Annotated in this window: 15 protein-coding genes; 3 read left to right on the top strand and 12 right to left on the bottom strand. The window is 67.2% G+C overall.

Translation table 11 applies throughout. The features are described from left to right. Positions 1-22 precede the first annotated feature (22 nt). From EV665_RS10475 to EV665_RS10420, 12 genes are all read right to left on the bottom strand, one after another. Positions 23-862, bottom strand: coding sequence for a carbohydrate ABC transporter permease (locus tag EV665_RS10475; RefSeq protein ID WP_133034055.1), 840 nt, complete (start codon positions 860-862; stop codon positions 23-25). 1 nt (position 863) lies between these two features. Continuing rightward, the gene (locus EV665_RS10470; protein ID WP_133034054.1) at positions 864-1,772 is read right to left on the bottom strand and encodes a carbohydrate ABC transporter permease; all 909 of its coding nucleotides are present in this window, start codon (positions 1,770-1,772) and stop codon (positions 864-866) included. 1 nt (position 1,773) lies between these two features. Beyond that, the gene (locus EV665_RS10465; RefSeq protein ID WP_064332993.1) at positions 1,774-2,847 is read right to left on the bottom strand and encodes an ABC transporter ATP-binding protein; all 1,074 of its coding nucleotides are present in this window, start codon (positions 2,845-2,847) and stop codon (positions 1,774-1,776) included. Further along, positions 2,844-3,788: an ROK family protein gene (locus tag EV665_RS10460; RefSeq protein ID WP_162853025.1), complete on the bottom strand. Its 945-nt coding sequence runs from the start codon at positions 3,786-3,788 to the stop codon at positions 2,844-2,846. Before EV665_RS10460 ends, EV665_RS10465 begins: the two co-directional genes overlap by 4 nt. Continuing rightward, entirely contained in the window at positions 3,785-4,570 is a 786-nt protein-coding gene (locus EV665_RS10455) for a 6-phosphogluconolactonase (protein ID WP_133034052.1), read from the bottom strand. Before EV665_RS10455 ends, EV665_RS10460 begins: the two co-directional genes overlap by 4 nt. Next, positions 4,567-5,442 carry a sugar phosphate isomerase/epimerase family protein gene (locus EV665_RS10450; protein ID WP_162853024.1) on the bottom strand — a complete coding sequence of 292 codons (876 nt, stop codon included), beginning with the start codon at positions 5,440-5,442 and terminating at the stop codon, positions 4,567-4,569. The genes EV665_RS10455 and EV665_RS10450 overlap by 4 nt, the downstream gene beginning before the upstream one ends. A gap of 109 nt (positions 5,443-5,551) precedes the next feature. After that, complete coding sequence (locus EV665_RS10445) at positions 5,552-6,820, bottom strand: ABC transporter substrate-binding protein (protein WP_245507683.1); 1,269 nt, start codon at positions 6,818-6,820, stop codon at positions 5,552-5,554. A 482-nt stretch (positions 6,821-7,302) separates the two neighbouring features. Next, complete coding sequence (gene nadE / locus EV665_RS10440) at positions 7,303-8,289, bottom strand: NAD(+) synthase (RefSeq protein WP_064332997.1); 987 nt, start codon at positions 8,287-8,289, stop codon at positions 7,303-7,305. Beyond that, positions 8,286-9,812, bottom strand: a complete 1,527-nt coding sequence (locus EV665_RS10435) for a class I adenylate-forming enzyme family protein (RefSeq protein ID WP_133034050.1) — start codon at positions 9,810-9,812, stop codon at positions 8,286-8,288. Before EV665_RS10435 ends, nadE begins: the two co-directional genes overlap by 4 nt. Before the next feature lie 13 nt (positions 9,813-9,825). Further along, positions 9,826-10,080 carry an acyl carrier protein gene (locus tag EV665_RS10430; protein ID WP_064332999.1) on the bottom strand — a complete coding sequence of 85 codons (255 nt, stop codon included), beginning with the start codon at positions 10,078-10,080 and terminating at the stop codon, positions 9,826-9,828. 2 nt (positions 10,081-10,082) lie between these two features. Continuing rightward, entirely contained in the window at positions 10,083-12,038 is a 1,956-nt protein-coding gene (gene asnB / locus EV665_RS10425) for an asparagine synthase (glutamine-hydrolyzing) (RefSeq protein WP_133034049.1), read from the bottom strand. Between the two features lie 4 nt (positions 12,039-12,042). Then, positions 12,043-13,152 carry a hypothetical protein gene (locus tag EV665_RS10420; RefSeq protein ID WP_064333001.1) on the bottom strand — a complete coding sequence of 370 codons (1,110 nt, stop codon included), beginning with the start codon at positions 13,150-13,152 and terminating at the stop codon, positions 12,043-12,045. A 216-nt stretch (positions 13,153-13,368) separates the two neighbouring features. On the opposite strand from EV665_RS10420, the gene EV665_RS10415 reads away from it, so the two are divergent. Genes EV665_RS10415 through EV665_RS10405 form a run of 3 tightly spaced genes read left to right on the top strand, consistent with a single transcriptional unit; the run spans position 13,369 to position 17,404 of the window. After that, positions 13,369-14,904 carry an FGGY-family carbohydrate kinase gene (locus EV665_RS10415; protein WP_133034048.1) on the top strand — a complete coding sequence of 512 codons (1,536 nt, stop codon included), beginning with the start codon at positions 13,369-13,371 and terminating at the stop codon, positions 14,902-14,904. Then, on the top strand, positions 14,901-15,677 hold the full coding sequence (locus EV665_RS10410) for a DeoR/GlpR family DNA-binding transcription regulator (RefSeq protein WP_133034047.1): 777 nt from the start codon (positions 14,901-14,903) through the stop codon (positions 15,675-15,677). The genes EV665_RS10415 and EV665_RS10410 overlap by 4 nt, the downstream gene beginning before the upstream one ends. Before the next feature lie 38 nt (positions 15,678-15,715). Next, positions 15,716-17,404 carry a glycerol-3-phosphate dehydrogenase/oxidase gene (locus EV665_RS10405; RefSeq protein ID WP_245507695.1) on the top strand — a complete coding sequence of 563 codons (1,689 nt, stop codon included), beginning with the start codon at positions 15,716-15,718 and terminating at the stop codon, positions 17,402-17,404. Positions 17,405-17,435 lie beyond the last annotated feature (31 nt).

Here is a 17,435-nt window from a genome sequence, read left to right as displayed (position 1 = left end):
ACCTTTCTGCCCCGAAAGGGGCCTAACCCTTGACCGCCCCAGCGGTGAGGCCGGAGACGATGTATTTCTGGAAGAGCAGCGCCATCACGATCAGCGGCACGGTGACGATGGTCGACGCGGCCATGATCGCGCCATAGGGGAACTCGTAGCGGCTGGAGCCGGAGATGAGGGCGATCGCGACCGGCACCGTGCGGTTCTCGTCCGTCAGGATGAAGGTGAGCGCGAAGAGGAACTCGTTCCACGAGGCGATGAAGGCGAGCAGGCCCGTCGAGATCAGCGCCGGCCCCATCATCGGCAGGAAGATGCAGCGCACGATGCGCAGCGGCGAGCAGCCGTCCATGATCGCCGCTTCCTCGATCTGCCGCGGCAGGCTGCGCATGAAGGTGGTCAGCACCCAGATGTTGAAGGGCAGCGTGAAGATCATGTAGGCGAAGATCAGCGAGCCGAGCGTGTTGTAGAGGCCGAGCCAGCGGATCATCTCGAAGAGGCCGGAGAGCAGCGCGATCTGCGGGAACATCGAGACGGCGAGGAAGAGGAACATGATCGGCGAGCGGCCGCGAAAATCGATGCGGCCCAGCGCATAGGCCGCCGCGATCGCCAGCCCCAGCGAGAGCGCCACGACGGAAGCCGCGACGACGAGGGAATTCAGGAGGCTGCGCAGGAACACGCCGTCAGACAGGATCGCCTCGTAATTGTTGAACTTCAGGTCCGGCAGGAAGGTGACGTCGAAGATCGCCTGGCCGGATTTCAGCGAGGAGGCGATCATCCAGTAGAAGGGAAACAGCGTGTAGAGCGCGACCACGGCAAAGAGCCCGTAGATCGCGATGCGGTGAAGGCGCCTGCCCGTTGCACTGCGCACCATGTCACACCCCCAGGAGCTTGCGGTTGAGCCGGAAGACGGTCACGTAGATCGCCGTCACCACGGCGATCATCAGGAAGATCGCGGCGCTCGCCGCCGAGCCGACGCCCATGTCCTGGAAATTGACCAGCACCTCGCGGGCATAGATCGACACGGTCTTCGTGTCGTCGCTGTTCGAGGACAGCACGAAGCTGAGGTCGAACATGCGCAGCGCATCGAGCAGCCGGAAGAGCACGGCGACGGCGATGCTGGGGGCAAGCAGTGGCAGGGTGAGCGCGGTGAACTGCCGCCATTCCGACACGCCGTCGATCGAGGCGGCCTCGTAGATGCTCTTCGGCAGCATCTGCAGGCCGGCGAGGATGAGCAGCACCATGAAGGGCGTGGTGATCCAGACGTCGACGGCGATGATGACGGGCATGACGAGATCGGGATTGGCCGTCCAGGCGATGCCGTGGTCGATGACGCCCATGAGCTTCAGCACATGGTTGAGGATGCCGAACTGGTCGTGCAGCATCCACTGCCACATGCGCGCGCTGACGACGACGGGAATGGACCAGGGAATGAGAATGACCGCGCGCATGAAACCGCGGCCGGACATGTGGGCGTTCAGCAGCAGCGCGATGGCAAGCCCCAGCGCCGTCTCGATGGAGACCGAGACGACCGTGAAATAGAGCGTGTTGCGGACCGACTGCCACCACAGCGGATCCTCGAACAGCGTGAAATAGTTCTCGAGGCCGATATAGGCGTAGATGTCGGGCTCGGTGAGGAAGGCGTCGGTGAAGGAGAAGAGGAAGGTCCGCCCGAGCGGCCAGAGCGCCACGGCGAAGAGCACGAGAAGGCTCGGCGCGAGGAACAGCCAGGCCGTGCGCGCCCGCTTGGCATTGAGGCCGATGCGTATCGCTCCCGTCGCCATGTCACGCCCCCCTCGGGTTGAGAGCGCGCTCGTCCTTGTCGAAGAGATGCGCGCGCGCGTGGTTCCAGCCGACGACCGTGGTGGCGCCCGGCCGGATCTCCGGCCTGCCCTGCGCCTTGGCGACGATCGAGCGGCCGTCGCCGACATTGAGATGGACGAGGGATTCGCCGCCCAGCGGCTCGACGAGCAGGACCTCGGCCTCCAGCGTTGCTTCGCCCCCGCCGAGGATCAGGTCTTCCGGCCGGATGCCGAGGCTGACATCGCCCGCATAGTCGTGGGCGGAGAGGCGATGGCGACCGCCGGCAAGCGACAGCACGCTCTCCTCGCCCTCGCGCACCAGCATGCCCGGCAGGAAATTCATGCGCGGCGAACCGATGAAGCCCGCGACGAAGCGGTTTGCCGGGCGCTCGTAGAGCTCCATGGGCGTGCCGACTTGTGCGATGCGGCCGTCCTTCAGCACGACGATGCGGTCGGCGAGTGTCATCGCCTCCATCTGGTCGTGCGTGACGTAGACGGTGGTGGCCTTCACCTCGCGGTGGATGCGGGCGATCTCCACGCGCATCTCCATGCGCAGGTCCGCATCGAGGTTGGACAGCGGCTCGTCGAACAGGAAGAGCTTCTGCTGGCGCACGAGGGCGCGGCCGATGGCGACGCGCTGCTGCTGGCCGCCGGAAAGCTGCGCCGGGCGGCGGTCGAGCAGGTGGTCGATCTTGAGGAATTTCGCCGCCTTCGTCACGCGCTCGCGGATTTCGGCGGCGGGAAGACGGGCGGTCTCCAGCGCGAAGCCGAGATTGCGCTCGACATTCATGTGCGGATAGAGCGCGTAGGACTGGAAGACCATGGCGATGTTGCGTTTTGCCGGCGGCGTCTCGTTCATGCGGCTGCCGGCGATGCGCAGCTCGCCGTCGGAGATCTCCTCCAGCCCCGCGATCATGCGCAGCAGCGTGGACTTGCCGCAGCCCGAAGGACCGACGAAGACGACGAACTCGCCCTCGGCAATCGCAAGGTCCACGCCGTCGATGACCGTCAGCGCGCCGAACCGTTTGACGACATTGATGAGATCTATACCGCTCATGGCCGTTCCATCTTGCTGATTGTCTTTTCCGCGATCGTGCCGTTCGCCCGGGCCGCGAGCGCCGCAACGCCGATGGCGCAGGCCGTGTCCCCGATGAGGCTCGGCACGATCGGCATGTCCCGCGCTCCCTCCGCCCAGATGAAGCCGCGCGTCAGCGCCGCAAGCCGCGGCGTCACCTTGGGGTCGCTGCCGATGCCGCCGCCGAGGACGAGCATGGCGGGGTCGAGCGTGTTGACGAGCTGGCCGAGATAGGAGGCGAGCGAAAGGAGCGCATCGGCGACCATCGCTGCCGCCCGCGGGTCCGTCGCCTCCGCCTCGAACAGCGCGCGCGCCGAGGCGTCGGGGCGGCCGGTGAGCGCGCCGTAACGCTCGCCGAGCGCCTTGCCGCCGGCAAAGAGCTCCAGATTGTGCCGCACCGCGCGGCCCTCGCCGTCGAAGGCGACGATATCGCTGCCTGAGAAATGGATGGCGAAGCCGCGGGCGCCTTCATAGGGCGCGCCGCCGATGACCAGCGAATGGGAAAGGCCGGTGGAGATGGTGGCGTAGACGAAGGGGTCGACACCCCTGCCGGCGCCCATCCAGCCCTCGGCGAAGGCGGCGGCGCGCACGTCGCTGTCGATGTGCAAGGGGGCGAAGGCGCCAAGGCGGGCGCGGTAATCGAGGCCGCGCCAGTCGAAATTCCAGGCTGAGGCCGGCTCGCCGTCCCGCGTCACGAGTTCCGGCAGGCAGATGCCGAGGGCTGCGATGTCGAGGTCTTGCGCGTTCGCGCGATCCTGCATGGCCGCCGCGAGATCGCCGACGAGGTCGAGCACGGCGCCGCCGCCGTTCTGGCAAAGCGTCGCCTCGGTGCGCTCGGCGACGACCGCGCCGTCCGAAAGCCTGATGATGCAGGCCTTCGTCTTGGTGCCGCCGACATCGATGCCGATCGCGTGCCGTGTCATGGCCGCGCCCCGGCGGCCGCGTCGGCATGGAGCTCGCCGTTCCGGCATTCGGCAAGAATGGTCGCCGGCCAGGACGGGTCGTAGGCCGTCGCGGCCGAAAGGCGGCGGAAGGCCTCGCGCTTGCCGTCGCTCCAGACGATCATCGCGACGGCCTTCGACAGCGTGGCGATGGAGCCGATGCCGATGGTGAGGCCGTGGGTCGGCACCTCTTCGATGCCGCGGAAGTCGGGGAAGGTCGCAAGGTTGTCGCGCCGTGTCTGCTCGGCGAGCGTGACGATGCGCGTGCGGCTGTCGCGGGCGGAACCCGGCGGGTTGAAGGCGATATGGCCGTCGCCGGCGCCGGACGCGAGCAGGAACAGGTCGATGCCGCCAAGGGCCGCGAGCTCGCCGTCATAGGCCGCGGGATCGGTGAGGGAGGGCATGCGGAAATTCGTCTCGGGCATGCGCAGGGCATCCGGCAGTGCCCGGTTGATACGCTCGACGATCTCGCGCGCGCCGAAGCCGCGGCAGGAGTAATGCGCGGAGGCGGCGGGCGGACTGAGGCCATCGCCGCCCGACAGCAGGTATTCGTCCATCATCGCGATGACGAGGCGGGAGCAATCGACGGGAGCGGCGGTTAGCTGGCGCTCCAGAGCCTGGTAGACCGGCATCGGGCTGCGCCCGCCCGGGCAGCCGAGCACATAGGGCCGGCCGGCGGCATTGGCGGCGCCGATTTCCGCGAGGATGCGGGTCGCGAGATGCGTGCCGATCGCCTCGGGCGTGTCGTGGATCATGGTCTTCATCGGCCGGCCTGCTCTGCAAGCAAAGCCGAGACGAACGCGAAGTTCCGCGCGGCGATCGCCTCCGGCGTCTCGGGATGGCTCGGCGCAAGGTCCTGTTCGACGACCAGCGGGCCGTCATAACCGCTCGCCAGCAGCGTCCGCATGAAATCGGCGATGTCGACCGCACCGCGGTCGAGATCCGTCATGATGCCCTCCTCGAAGGCACGGTCGCAATGGATGTTCTGCGCCAGCACCTTCTCGCGGAAGGCGCCGTCGACGTTCTTGAGATGGATGGCGTTGATGCGCGCCTTGTGGTGCAGGAAGAATGCCTTCGGATCGGCCTTCCAATAGGCGTGGTGCCCGGTATCGAGGCAGAGGCCGACGAGATCCGGATCGGTCTCCGCGAGAAGCCCTTCGATCTGGTCCTCATGCTCGACGCAGGTGCCGACATGCGGGTGGAAACTGAAGTGCAGGCCGTAGTCGCGCACGATCCGGGCGGAAAGCAGGGTCTGCTCGACGACGGCGCGCCAGCCGTCCTCGTCGACGATGCCCATCCGGTCCTTCGGGTAGAATTCCGACTCGTCCATCAGGATGAAATGCGTGCCGCCGACGGCCGAAAGCAGCGTGCAGATCTGGTGCGTCCGTTCGACCAGGGCGTCCGCGGTGGCGGCATCCGCCAGCGTGTGGACATGGGCCGCCGCGACCACGGAGAGGCCGCGGCGGTTCAGTTCGTGCGAAAGCACCTTGGGATCGGTGGAGAAGTAGCCGTAGGGGCCGAGCTCGGTATGCCGGTATCCGGCCGCGACGATGCGGTCGAGGTAGTCGGTCCAGCCGAGGTCGTTGCCGGTGGGCCAGTAGATGCCCCAGCAGCATGGTGCGATCGCGATATTCACTGTCTTTTCCTTGAGTTTCCAGAACAGTCCCGGCGGCAATCTCGCTTCCGGAACCGCATAAAACAGAGACGGCGCCTTCCCGGCTTTCCCGGGAAAGGCGTCCGGACCGTTACCAGCCGCGCTTCTTCAGCCGCTCCAGATCGCCGCTCACCTTGGCGAGGGCGTCGGCGGCGCTTTCCTTGCCGCTCAGAACGTTGTGCACGCCGTTGAAGATGCGCTGCGAGACGCGGTTGTAGGAGGCGCCCGTGACCTGCGACGGTCGCGAGGCGCTTTCCGCATAGGCCTTCTCGGCAAAGCGCAGTGAGGGGTTCTCTTCGAGGATCTCGCCGTCCTGGTAGAGCGCTTTCAGCGTCGGGCTGTAGCCCTGCAAGGCGCGGCGCTTCTGCTCGCTGGCGCTGGTGAGGTACTGCACGAGGCTGACGGCGGCATCGACGTCGTCGGCATATTTCGACACACCCAGAAGACCGGCGCCGTAGCAGCCGCTCGATTTCTCGCCTTCCGCCCCGACCGGCAGCGCCATCACGCCGACCTTGCCGAGCAGCGAGGAGCCTTCCGCCTGGCTGGTGCCCCAGACATAACCCCAGTTGCGGTGGAAGATGGAGTTGCCGGCCTCGAAGACGCCGCGCGAGCCTTCCTCGTCATAGTTGAGCACGCCTTCCGGGCTGATGCCGCCGATCCAGGTGCGGGCGAGCTCCAGCGCCTCGACGGCCTTCGGATTGTTCGCGGTGATCTCGCCGTCCGGCGAGATGAAGGTGCCGCCGCTATAGGAGGCGACCCATTCGAGCGCATCGCAGGTCAGCCCTTCATAGGCGCGGCCCTGCCAGACATAGCCCCACATGTCCTTGTTGCCGGCGGCGCGTTCCTGGTCCTGGATGGACTTTGCCGTCTCGGTCAGTTCCGCCCAGGTCTTCGGTTCGGCCTTGCCGTATTTTTCGAGCAGGTCCTTGCGGTAGAACATCAGGCCGGCATCGACGAACCAGGGCATGGCGAGCAGCTTGCCCTCGATGGTGCTGTCGGCGAGCGCCGCCTCGAAATGCGCCGAAAGCTCCTCCGCCGGCACCTTCTCCTTGAGGTCGACGAGGTGGGCGGCGAGCGCGCCGACCCAGATGTTGTCGAGCGTCAGCACGTCGATGTCGCCCGACTTGCCGGCGAGAAGCTGCTGGTAGAGCGGCAGGGCCTCGCCCCAGTTCGCCGGCATCTTGTTGATCTTGACCGTGTTGCCGGTCTCCTTCGCCCAGGCCTCGGAGGCCGACTGGCAAAGCTCGAGCTCGGCGCCGGCCGAACTGCAGAAGATCGATACCTCCGCCGCTGCCGCCGAGCCGCCCCACAGGACGGCGCCGACAAGGGCCGTCGTTCTCAGAAATCCATCGAGCTGCACTGTGTTTCCTCCCACACCGCGTTAAGCACGGGAGATTACTATACCGTCTGGTCGGTAAAGTAAAGCAGGTGGCAAACCGCTGAAGAGAATGCGGCGGACAATGGAAGGGCTGTCGTGACGAAGGCTCCTACGGCCCAAGCCCGACCCGAACGACCATGGCTTGGACGGCCTTTATGATCAGGTTCGACCACGCCGCGATCTGTCCGATGCGGGCGAACGAGAAGGTTCGCACCGCCTAGACGGGAGGGCCGGCTGCCGGGCCGGCCGGTCATGGTGCGGGATCGGACGGAGAACGGGGTCGCCGGCTGCGGGGCGATCAGCGAGCGGCGGTAGCGTATGCCGCCGGAAAGCGACGATGACAGCCTCCTCCGCGGCCGCCGGCATCCCGTCAGGCCGGCGGTTGATTCCGTCGTTCTGGCGCGGCCGCACCCTTCCAGGTCGGACAGATCAATGCACCATCAAAGCCCGGGATCAGATGCCGGTTACGCCCCGTCGAAGACGAGCGGGGGGCAATGCAGGTAGCGGGCGACCTTGCGCTTGGCGGCGATGTCCGTCCAGACCAGCTCGACGTCGCTTGCCTTGAGGCCCGTGGCCGTGGCGATCTCGGCCGCCGGCACGGCGTTCTCCAGCCCGTAGAGGCAGATGTCCATCTTGTCGTAGGGCAGGGCGAAGTAGAACTCCTCCTGCGTCTGCGGCAGGGAATAGGTGTCGGTGGTGGGCGGGCGTGAGAGGATGTCGGCCGGCACGCCGAGATGGGCGGCGAGCTGGAAGACCTGCGACTTGTAGAGATGGGCGATCGGCTTGATGTCGGCGGCGCCGTCGCCGTTCTTGACGAAGAAGCCCTGGTCGTATTCCAGCCGGTTCGGCGTGCCGAGCACGGCGAAGTTCAGCCGGTCCGCATGGTAGTATTCGAGCTGCTTGCGGGTGCGCTGCTTCATGTTCGTCGCTGCGACGATGCCGAGATAGGCGCCCGCCGAAAGCCGCACCTTGCGCATCTCGCCGTCGGGCGAGCGCACGACGAGCGAGGAGATGTTGTAGCCGCCTGTGGTCATCGGGTTGTCGAAGACGATCTTGGAGGCCCAGCCGGCCTCGTATTCCGGAACGGCCTCGCGGATGAAGGCATCGCGGCGCTCATAGCAGCCCATGGCGGCGAGCGAGGGGCCGATATCCTCAACGATGCTCTCGATGCCGAAGGTCTCGGCGACGCTGCGCCCGAGCCGCAGGCTTTCCGGGTCGGAATCGTTCTCCGGCATGAAGAGCGCGAAGACGTTCTTCGCGCCGAGCGCCTTGACGGCCAGCGCCGCGCAGAGGCTGGAATCGATGCCGCCGGAAAGGCCGAGCACCAGGCCGCGCTTGCGCAGGTCGAGGCGCAGCCGGTCGCGCATCCAGCCGGTGATGCGCTCCACCTCCGCGGCGGGATCGAGTACGAGCGGGGCGAAGGAGGGCGTGTGGGACTTCGGCGTGGTCATGCAGGCGATCCTGTCTTTTGGCCAGTCGTGGTGGCGGGTTCGGCGGCGAGCCGGCGGCTTGCCTTGCCGGAATCGGTCTTGGGAAGGAATTCCCGGAATTCGACTTGCTTGGGGACCATGTGGTCCTCGAGATGGCGGGCGCAGAAGCGCAGCACGTCGCGCTCGGTGAGGGCCGGGTCCGAGGCGACGATCACCGCCTTGACGGCCTGTCCGAGCACCTCGTGGGCGATGCCGACGACGAGCGCTTCCGCCACGCCCGGCATGCGGCAGAGAACGTCCTCCACGGCCTTGGGTGCGACCTTCTCGCCGCGCGACTTGATGATGTCGTCCATGCGCGAGACGAAGGTGAGATAACCGTCCGCATCCGCGGTGAAGAGGTCGCCGGTGTGGAGGCGCAGGATCCCCGTGTGCGGATCGGGCCGCAGCGCGCGGCGCGTCGCGGCCTCGTTCTGCCAGTAGCCGCGCATGACATGCGGCCCGCTGATCACCAGCTCGCCCATCGTGCCGGGTGCCACCGTCTCGCCGGCCTCGTCGACCACCTCGGCCCGGCCGCCCGGTATGGCGATGCCGACCGAGCCGCGCCGGGCATCGATCTCGCCCGGCGGCAGCCAACTAGCGCGGGTGCATTCGGTCTGGCCGTACATGGAATAGAGCTTCGCCTGCGGTAGGAAGGCGCGCAGCCAGTCGAGATGGGCGAGCGGCATGGGCGCGGCGGCGCTGGTCACGTAGCGCAGGCTCGCAAAGAGCGACGCGTCGAGGTCGCGTGCCTGCATCATCATGGCCGCCATGGCCGGCACGAGCGGGAAGCCGGTGACGCGCTCGTCGCGGATCTTCTCGAAGATCGCCTGCGGGAAGGCGAAGGATTTCTCGATGATCAGCGTCGCCCCGCAGCGCGTGGCGGTGACAAGCTGGTTGAGCCCATAACCGAAGGACATGGGCAGCACGACGAGGATGGTGTCGGCGGCGGTGTTTTCGAGATAGGCGGTGATCGCGCGGGCGGCGGCGTCCACGTTGTCATGGGCGAGCATCACGCCCTTCGGTTCGCCCGTCGAGCCGGACGTGTAGATCAGCGCGGCGAGATCGGTGTCGGGCAGGGGCTCGGCTGCGAGCGGCGCGGCCTCGAGCGCGGCATCGAAGCTGCCGCCTGTCACGATACGCGGTGACGCGGCGATCTCGGGCGTTTCGTCGAGCAGCCTCTCAAGGCGGCTTTCCACGAAGACCAGCGCAGGGGTGCAGTCGCGCGCGATCTGCGCGAGCCGTGCGCTTCTGGTCGCCGGATTGACGGGGCAGATGACGGCGCCCGCGATCCAGGTGGCGAAGACGGCGACGGCCGTCTGCCAGCCATTGTCGAGGAGGACGAGAACGCGGTCGCCGCGTCCGACGCCGCGCATGCGCAGCGTCGTGGCCATGCGGGTGGCAAGATCGAGGAAACGGGCATAGTCCAGCCGCACCTCGCCGGAGACGATCGCCGTCCGGGCGCCGTCGCGGGCTGCGCTGTCCTGGAGGTAACGCTCGATCCGCATGGCCGGCCTGCCGTCAGGCCGCCTGCTTGCGGGCGATGAAGCCGGCGATGCGCTCGATCGTGTCGAGATTGGTCGGCACGATGTCGGCATCGGCGACCTGCACGCCGAAGCGTTCTTCGAGGAAGCCGACCAGCTCCAGGATGCCGGTGGAATCGATGAGGTCGTTGTCGATCAGCGACAGGTCGGCGGGCAGCGGATGGCTGTCGTCGCCGAACAGGAAGTTTTCCACGATGAAGGTACGGATTGCGGCTTTGGTCTCGTCGGACATGGTCAGCTTATCCTAATGCTGGATGCAGTTTCTGTGGATCGTGTGGCGTCGGTGCCGCGCAGGAGCTGGGTCGACAGGATGCCGATGAAGGCCGCGTTGTCGCGGAAACCGGAGACCTGTCCCTTGAGGACCTTCTCCTTCAGCTTGCCGACGGCCGGGACATTGAACAGGCCGTTATCGGTAAGGCGTTCCGGCGACAGCACGGCGTCGAGATAGGCAGGCGTGTGCGGAGCGGCGAAACTCTCGCTGTCCGGCGCGCGGTAGGGCTGTTTCGGGCGGTCGATGATGGCTGCCGGCACGAGGCCGCGGGCGGCTTCCTTGAGGATGTGCTTCTCGCGAAGGCCGAGCAGCTTGGCATCCGGGGCAAGGCCGGCGGCGAAGGAGACGACCCGGGGGTCGAGGAAGGGGAACCGCCCCTCGACGGCATTGGCCATCATCACCCGGTCGCCCTGGCTGGACAGGATGTAGCCCGGCAGGAGGAAGGCCGTTTCGAGATACTGCGCCTGGTGCAGGGGATGCCAGCGGCGGAAGTCGGCGGGCAGTTGTGCCGCAAGGTCCTCGGCAGCATCGTAGTCGCCCAGCGCCTCCTTGAGGCCGGGAGAGAAGAACAGTTTCGCCGCGGCGGTGGAGCGGAAGCGCGGGCGGTGGGAATAGAGCGGATCGTCAAGCGCCTCCGAGCCGAAGGCGAAGAAGCGCGCGAGATATTCCGGCGTCTGCTGCTTGAGGCCGGGAAGATAGGGATAGAGCCGCTGGAAGAGGCGGGGGCGGTGGACGGAGGCCGGTTGCCGGCCGCAGAAGCGCCGGACGCGGGCCTCGCGGAAAAGATCGTAGCCGGCGAAGATCTCGTCCGCGCCTTCGCCGGTCAGCACGACCTTCATGCCGCGCTCGCGCACTCTGGCGGCGAGCAGGTGGAGCGGCACGGGCGCGGTGCGCAGGATCGGCCGCTCGATATGGCCCATCACCGCGGGCAGGTGGCACGCGATCGCCTCCGCCGTGCATTCGACGCTGTCGGCCTGCGCATCGAGCGTCGCCGCCATCTGCCGCTGCCAGGCGCTTTCGTCGTGCTCCTCGCTGCGGAAGGTCAGGGAAAAGGTTCGCAGGCCGCGCGTCACGGTGCGTGCGGCAAGGGCGGCGATGACGGAGGAATCGATACCGCCCGACAGATAGGACCCGACGGGCACGTCGGCGCGCAGGCGAAGGCGCGTGGCATCGGCAAGCAGCGCGCGCAACTCCTCGACCTGGCTTTCGAACCGTCCGGCCGGCTGGATGTCGCCGCGATCGGGGAAGGAGAGCTGCCACCAGGGGCGAACCGTCTGGCGGCCGTCCTCGACGGTCATCAGATGGCCGGGCGGCAGTTCGAAGATGTTGCGGTAGGCGGTGCGCGGCGGGATCGGGCACCAGAGCGTGAAGATCTGGTCGAGCGCCACGGGGTCGATTTCGGCCACCATGCCGGGCAGGGCCAGCAGCGCGGCGATCTCGGAGGCGAAGAACAGCGCGCCTTCGTGCTGCGTATAGAACAGCGGGCGCACGCCCATGCGGTCGCGGGCAAGCACCAGCCGGCGGTTTTTCGCATCATGGATGGCGAAGGCGAAGTCGCCGTTGAAATCCGGCAGGCAGGCAGGGCCTCTTTCCGCAAAGGCCGCGAGCAGCACCTCGGTATCCGACGTGGTGCGGAAGCTGCGGCCGCGCGCCGTCAGGTCGTCGCGCAGTTCCACATAGTTGAAGATCTCGCCGTTGAAGGACAGTGCGAGCGCCTCGTCCTCCGTCGCCATCGGCTGGGCGCCGTCGGCAAGGCCGACGATGGAAAGGCGGGTATGGGCAAGGCCCGCATCGGCGCGCAGGAGGATGCCTTCACCGTCCGGCCCGCGATGGCGAAGCGCGGCGACCATGCGGCGCAGATGGTCCGCGCCCCGTTCCGGCGCGATGTTTCCCCCGAAATATCCGGCGATCCCGCACATGGTCTTATCCGAACCGATCGCCGATGAGGCGTGTCCAGCCTTCACCGGCAAGACCGTTGAGGAACACCCTGCCGTTCGCCATCGCGTCGAGCAGCGCGGGGTCGCGCGAATGCACGATGGTCGAGGACGTGTGCAGGAAGGCGCATTTCTTGCCGATCATCGCCTGCAGCAGGGTTGGCTGCGTGCGTCCGCGAATGGCGACGAGGCCGCGCGCATGGGCATCGCGCATCAGGCGGTCGATGACGATGGCCTCCTGGCCGGGCGCGGCCATGATCTGCACCGTGCGGCCGATGTCGCCGGGATTGCCGTAGTAGAGATAGAGGCCGACCGCCTTGCCGGTCCGCGTCTTGACGACATGCTGGATGCGCTCGCCATGCAGCGCCTTGCGGGTGGCATGGCCGAGCATGGTTTCCAGTACGGGCGTGTCCCATGCGGGGCGCAGCGGGAAATGGCGCACGAACTGCCGGCACAGGTCGGCAAATTCCGCATCGCTCACCGCCTCGTCGACGAAGGCATCGGCCTTGCCGGCAAGCGGGATATAGTGCGACCAGTTCTGTTTTTCGCCACGCCGGCAGAGGATCGCATCCGCGGCGCGAGCCAGGGGATTGAACAGTCTCAAGGCGGACAGCCGCCCCGCGGCGGCCTTCAGGGCGAAGGAAGCCGGCTTTATCATGCGCAGCCATTCGAGGCTGTGAGGGCCGAGGACCGTGGCGCGCATCGAGCGCCACATATCCGTGGAAACATCGTTCGAGGTCTCGGTGAAGGAGAGGTCCTGCGGACCGGCAAGCACATCGCGCAGGAGGCGGGCACCGGCGAAGGGGTCTTCCTCGCGGTCGTCGCAGGCGAATGTGCCGCAATTGGCCGCCTTCAGTCGGCGTCCCTCGAACTCCATCTCCACCGGCAGCACGCCGAGGAAACCCGAAACGCTGCCATCCGTGCGCACATGCACGCGCGAGCGCAAATCCGGTTCGGCAGCGGGGAAATCGATGAAGAGGGTGCGCAGATAGGTTTTCAGGTCGTCGTTCGCCGGCTCGGCTGTCTTGCGCAGCAGGCGCTGGAACAGGTCTGCGACCGCATCCACATCCCCCGCTTCAAACGAACGCACGCTCGACATCGATACCCACCCGGCCCCCCATTCCGGGCCTCGTCCCGCCCTGCTTACGCGAGGAGTGTGAAGAAAAGGTCAAGAATGCGCTTCAGGGTGGTAACGCGGGGCAAGGCGCGGCCCCTTTGTAACATTTATTGACGATATAATAACAATATAATACGTTACAAGTCGCCTGCAGGATCGTCTCACCCTGCGTGCAAGCCGGAACGGACGGAGAGAACCATGGCGCTGCTTCTGGGCATCGATAACGGCCTGACGGTCACCAAGGCGGTGATTTTCGAGGAGGACGGCACGCCGATCGCCGTCGCGCGGCGGCGCGTGCCGCAATCCTTTCCCGAGCCGCGCCATGTCGAGCGCGACATGGCGGGCCTGTGGACCGCGACCGCCGAGGCGATCCGCGAGGCGATCGAGAAGAGCGGCCGCCCGGCGGGCGACATCAAGGCCGTCGCGGCGACCGCCCATGGCGACGGCCTCTACCTGCTCGATAGCGAAAAACGCCCGCTCGGTGCCGGCATCCTCTCGCTCGACAGCCGCGCCGGCGCGATCGTCGAAGCCTGGGGGAAGGACGGCGTGGCGCAGCGCGCGCTGGCGCTGACCGGCCAGACCGCACACGCTTCCGCGCCCTCGGCCCTGCTCGCCCATATCCGGCAGCACGAGCCGGAGCGCTACCGCGCCATCGGCCATGTCATCACCTGCAAGGACTGGCTGCGCTTCTGCCTGACCGGTGTCGTCGGCACGGATCTCACCGAGGCGAGCACGAGCTTCACCAATGTGCGCACGCAGGCCTTCGACAAGGCGGCGCTGGAGGTCTTCGGCCTCGGTGACCTCTGGCCCGCCCTTCCGCCGGTCGCCCGGCCGGACGAGATCATCGGCACGGTGACGCGCGACGCGGCGGCAGCGACAGGCCTCATCGAGGGCACGCCCGTTGCCGCGGGCCTGCATGACGTGACGGCCTCGGCGCTCGGCATCGGCGGCCATGCGCCGGGCCTGCTTGCCGTCGTCGCCGGCACCTATTCGATCAACGAGCTGGTCACCGAAGAGCCGATGGTCGATCCGCGCTGGTTTTGCCGCAACGGCATCCGCACGGGCTGGTGGAACTCCATGGCCATCTCCCCGGCCTCCACCGCGAACTACGACTGGTTCCTCGACAATTTCTGCCGGGATCTCACCGAAAGGGCCGCGCGCGAGGGGGCCGACATCCACGCGCTGCTGCGGCCGGAGCTCGACCGGGCGATGGAAAAGCCGTCGGATATCGTCTTCCATCCCTTCCTCTTCGGCTCGCCCTTCGGCAGTGGTGCGAGCGCCGGCTTCTTCGGCGTGCACGGCTGGCACGAGCGGGGCGATCTCCTGAAGGCCGTGCTGGAAGGCATCGTCTTCAACCACAAGGTCCATATCGACGACCTCCTGTCTCGCGTGCCGGTGGAGCGCATGCGCATCAGCGGCGGCGGGGCGCGCAGCCCGGTTCTGGCGCAGATGTTCGCCGATGCGACGGGGCTCGTCGTCGACGTCTCTTCCGCCGACGAGGCGGCTGCCTGGGGCGCGGCGCTCGTCGCCGGTGCCGCGGTGGGGCTTTATGCAAGCCCGGAGGCCGGCGCGGCGGCGACGACCCGGATCCTGCGCTCCTACCGGCCGGACGGGGTGCGGAGCGCGCAGCTCGCCGGGCGCTACGATGTCTATAGACGGCTTGCAGACGGCATGGCGCCACATTGGCAGGCCATCGAGGATCTCGCAAAACGGTCGAGGGAAGCGGACGGATGAAGGCGGAAGCACGACGCGAGGAGATTGCCGAGTACATCATGCGGGCCGGCCAGGCGCGCATCGAGGATCTCGTCGAGCATTTCGGCGTCTCGCGCATGACCATCCACCGGCATATCGATGCGCTTGCCCAGCAGGGCGTGCTGCGCAAGCTGCACGGCATGGTCACCGTCCAGCCCTCCGGCCTCTACGAGAGCACGTTCCGCTACCGCGAGACGGTGGGCAGGACGGAGAAGGAGGCGCTCGCCCGCGCCGCCATGGCCTATGTCGAGGCCGGGCAGGCGGTGATGTTGGACGATTCCTCGACGGCCTGCGCGCTCGCGGGCCTCCTGCCGGAGGCCCGTCCGCTCACCGTCATCACCAACAGCTACATCTCGGCCGGCAAGCTGATCGAGGCCGAGGAGGTGGAACTGATCAGCCTCGGCGGCAAGTACCACCACAACTACAACGCCTATATCGGCATCACCTGCGAGAAGGCGGTGGCAAGCCTTCGGGCGAACGTCCTCTTCTGTTCCGCCTCCGCCATCGACGGCGGGACGGCCTTCATCCAGGACGCCCAGGTCACCAAGGTCAAGCAGGCGATGATGGCCTCGTCGAGCCGCAAGATCCTGCTCGTCGATTCCTCGAAATTCGGCAAGGTCGCCCTCAACGTCCTGGGCGACCTTGTCGCCTTCGACGTCGTTCTGACGACGGACCGGGTCGATGAAGCGGTGAGGGCGCGCCTGAAGGACGCCGGCGTCAATCTCGAAATCGTGAAAATGGGCAAGAGTACATGAATGCGAATGCGGCAGGCGCCGCCGCCTTTCCCGGCGGCATGGGCGAACGAATGGCGGCGATGGCGGCGCGCGGCACACTCGACGTGCTCATCGTCGGGGCGGGGGTCAACGGCGCGGGCCTTTTCCGCGACCTGACGGCGCAGGGGCTCGACTGCCTGCTGGTCGAGAAGAACGATTATGCCGCCGGCACCAGCGCCGCGCCCTCCCGCCTCATCCATGGCGGGCTGAAATATCTCGAGACGGGTGAATTCCGCCTCGTCGCGCAGTCGACGCTGGAGCGCAACCTGCTGCTCGCCAATGCGCCGCATTACGTCAAACCGCTGCCGACGCTGATCCCGATCTTCTCCTGGACGAAGGGCGTCGGCGCGGCGCTGCGCACGCTGTTCGGCTCGAAGAGCGCCCCGCGCAGCCGCGGCGCGTTGCTCGTCAAGATCGGCCTGATGCTCTACGACTTCTACGGCGCGCGCCACCGTGTCATGCCGCGGCATTCGACGGCGAGCCGGGCCGCCTCGCTGCGCGACCTGCCGGCGCTGACGCCCGACATCGTGGCGACCGGCACCTATTACGACGCCACCGTCACCCATCCCGAGCGCCTGATCTTCGAACTCGTGCGCGACGGCCTTGCCGACAGCCCGCGCTCCGTCGCCCTCAACCATGTCCGGCTGGAACGCGCCGAGGATGGCGCACTGACGGTGAAGAGCCTTGCCGGCGAGGCGGCGGCGACCGTGCGGCCGAAGATCGTCGTCAATGCGGCCGGTCCCTGGATCGACGAGGTGAATGCCATCCTCGGCGAACCCTCGCGCATGATCGGCGGCACCAAGGGGTCGCATATCCTGCTCGACCATCCGGACCTGCTGAAGGAATTGAAGGGGCGGATGATCTATTTCGAGGCGGATGACGGGCGCATCTGCCTGGTCTTCGAATATCTCGGCCGCGCCCTTGCCGGCTCCACCGATATCAAGGCCGCCGATCCCGACACGGTGCGCTGCGAGCCCGACGAGGTGGAATACCTGCTCGAAAGCCTGCGCAGGCTCCTGCCGAAGCTTCGCTTTTCCCGCGACCAGATCGTCTATGTCTATAGCGGCATCCGTCCGCTGCCGGCCTCCGATGCGAAGGATCCGGGCCTCATCACCCGTGACCACGCGACGCCGATCCTCGAACCTACCGCCAGCCGGCCCTATCCGGTCTATTCGCTCGTCGGCGGCAAGTGGACGACCTTCCGCGGTTATGCGGAAGAAGTGGCGGACATGCTGCTGAAGCGCCTGTCCGCCAGCCGCAGGGTCTCCACCCGCGACCTCGCCATCGGCGGCGGGCGCGATTACCCGAAGACCGAGGCGGCAAGGCAGGCGTGGATCTCCGGTCTCGCGCAGGAAACGGGGCTTGCGGAAAAGCGCATCGCGGACCTTTTCGCGCACTACGGCACGACGGCGCGGATCGTCGCGGCGCATGTCGCGGCGTTTCCCGCCGATGCGCCGCTTCCCGACGCTGCGGACTACAGCACCGGCGAGATGGACTATCTGCTGCGCCACGAGCAGGTCGGTTCCCTTGCTGACCTTGCCTTCCGCCGCACGACGCTGGCCGTGACCGGCCGCCTGACGGCCCGGCTGGTCGAGGCGCTCGCCCTCCAGGCAAGCGAGGCGCTCGGCTGGGACGCGGCCCGCCGCGCCGATGAGATCGCCGCCGTTCGGGCGCGGCTGAAGACCTATCATGGCGTTGAGCTGACGTGATCCCCAAAAGCTCCGGCGAGGAGAGAGCGCG

Source organism: Shinella granuli (genome assembly GCF_004341885.1).
GTDB lineage: Bacteria > Pseudomonadota > Alphaproteobacteria > Rhizobiales > Rhizobiaceae > Shinella > Shinella granuli.
The sequence above is the reverse complement of the archived record's forward strand: the minus strand, read 5'-3'. Positions and strand labels throughout refer to the sequence as shown.

Coding starts and splice junctions, on each gene's coding strand:
- EV665_RS10475 (WP_133034055.1), bottom strand. CDS start 862: ATGGTGCGCAGTGCAACGGGCAGGCGCCTTCACCGCATCGCGATCTAC.
- EV665_RS10470 (WP_133034054.1), bottom strand. CDS start 1,772: ATGGCGACGGGAGCGATACGCATCGGCCTCAATGCCAAGCGGGCGCGC.
- EV665_RS10465 (WP_064332993.1), bottom strand. CDS start 2,847: ATGAGCGGTATAGATCTCATCAATGTCGTCAAACGGTTCGGCGCGCTG.
- EV665_RS10460 (WP_162853025.1), bottom strand. CDS start 3,788: ATGACACGGCACGCGATCGGCATCGATGTCGGCGGCACCAAGACGAAG.
- EV665_RS10455 (WP_133034052.1), bottom strand. CDS start 4,570: ATGAAGACCATGATCCACGACACGCCCGAGGCGATCGGCACGCATCTC.
- nadE (WP_064332997.1), bottom strand. CDS start 8,289: ATGACCACGCCGAAGTCCCACACGCCCTCCTTCGCCCCGCTCGTACTC.
- EV665_RS10435 (WP_133034050.1), bottom strand. CDS start 9,812: ATGCGGATCGAGCGTTACCTCCAGGACAGCGCAGCCCGCGACGGCGCC.
- EV665_RS10430 (WP_064332999.1), bottom strand. CDS start 10,080: ATGTCCGACGAGACCAAAGCCGCAATCCGTACCTTCATCGTGGAAAAC.
- asnB (WP_133034049.1), bottom strand. CDS start 12,038: ATGTGCGGGATCGCCGGATATTTCGGGGGAAACATCGCGCCGGAACGG.
- EV665_RS10420 (WP_064333001.1), bottom strand. CDS start 13,152: ATGTCGAGCGTGCGTTCGTTTGAAGCGGGGGATGTGGATGCGGTCGCA.
- EV665_RS10415 (WP_133034048.1), top strand. CDS start 13,369: ATGGCGCTGCTTCTGGGCATCGATAACGGCCTGACGGTCACCAAGGCG.
- EV665_RS10410 (WP_133034047.1), top strand. CDS start 14,901: ATGAAGGCGGAAGCACGACGCGAGGAGATTGCCGAGTACATCATGCGG.
- EV665_RS10405 (WP_245507695.1), top strand. CDS start 15,716: ATGGGCGAACGAATGGCGGCGATGGCGGCGCGCGGCACACTCGACGTG.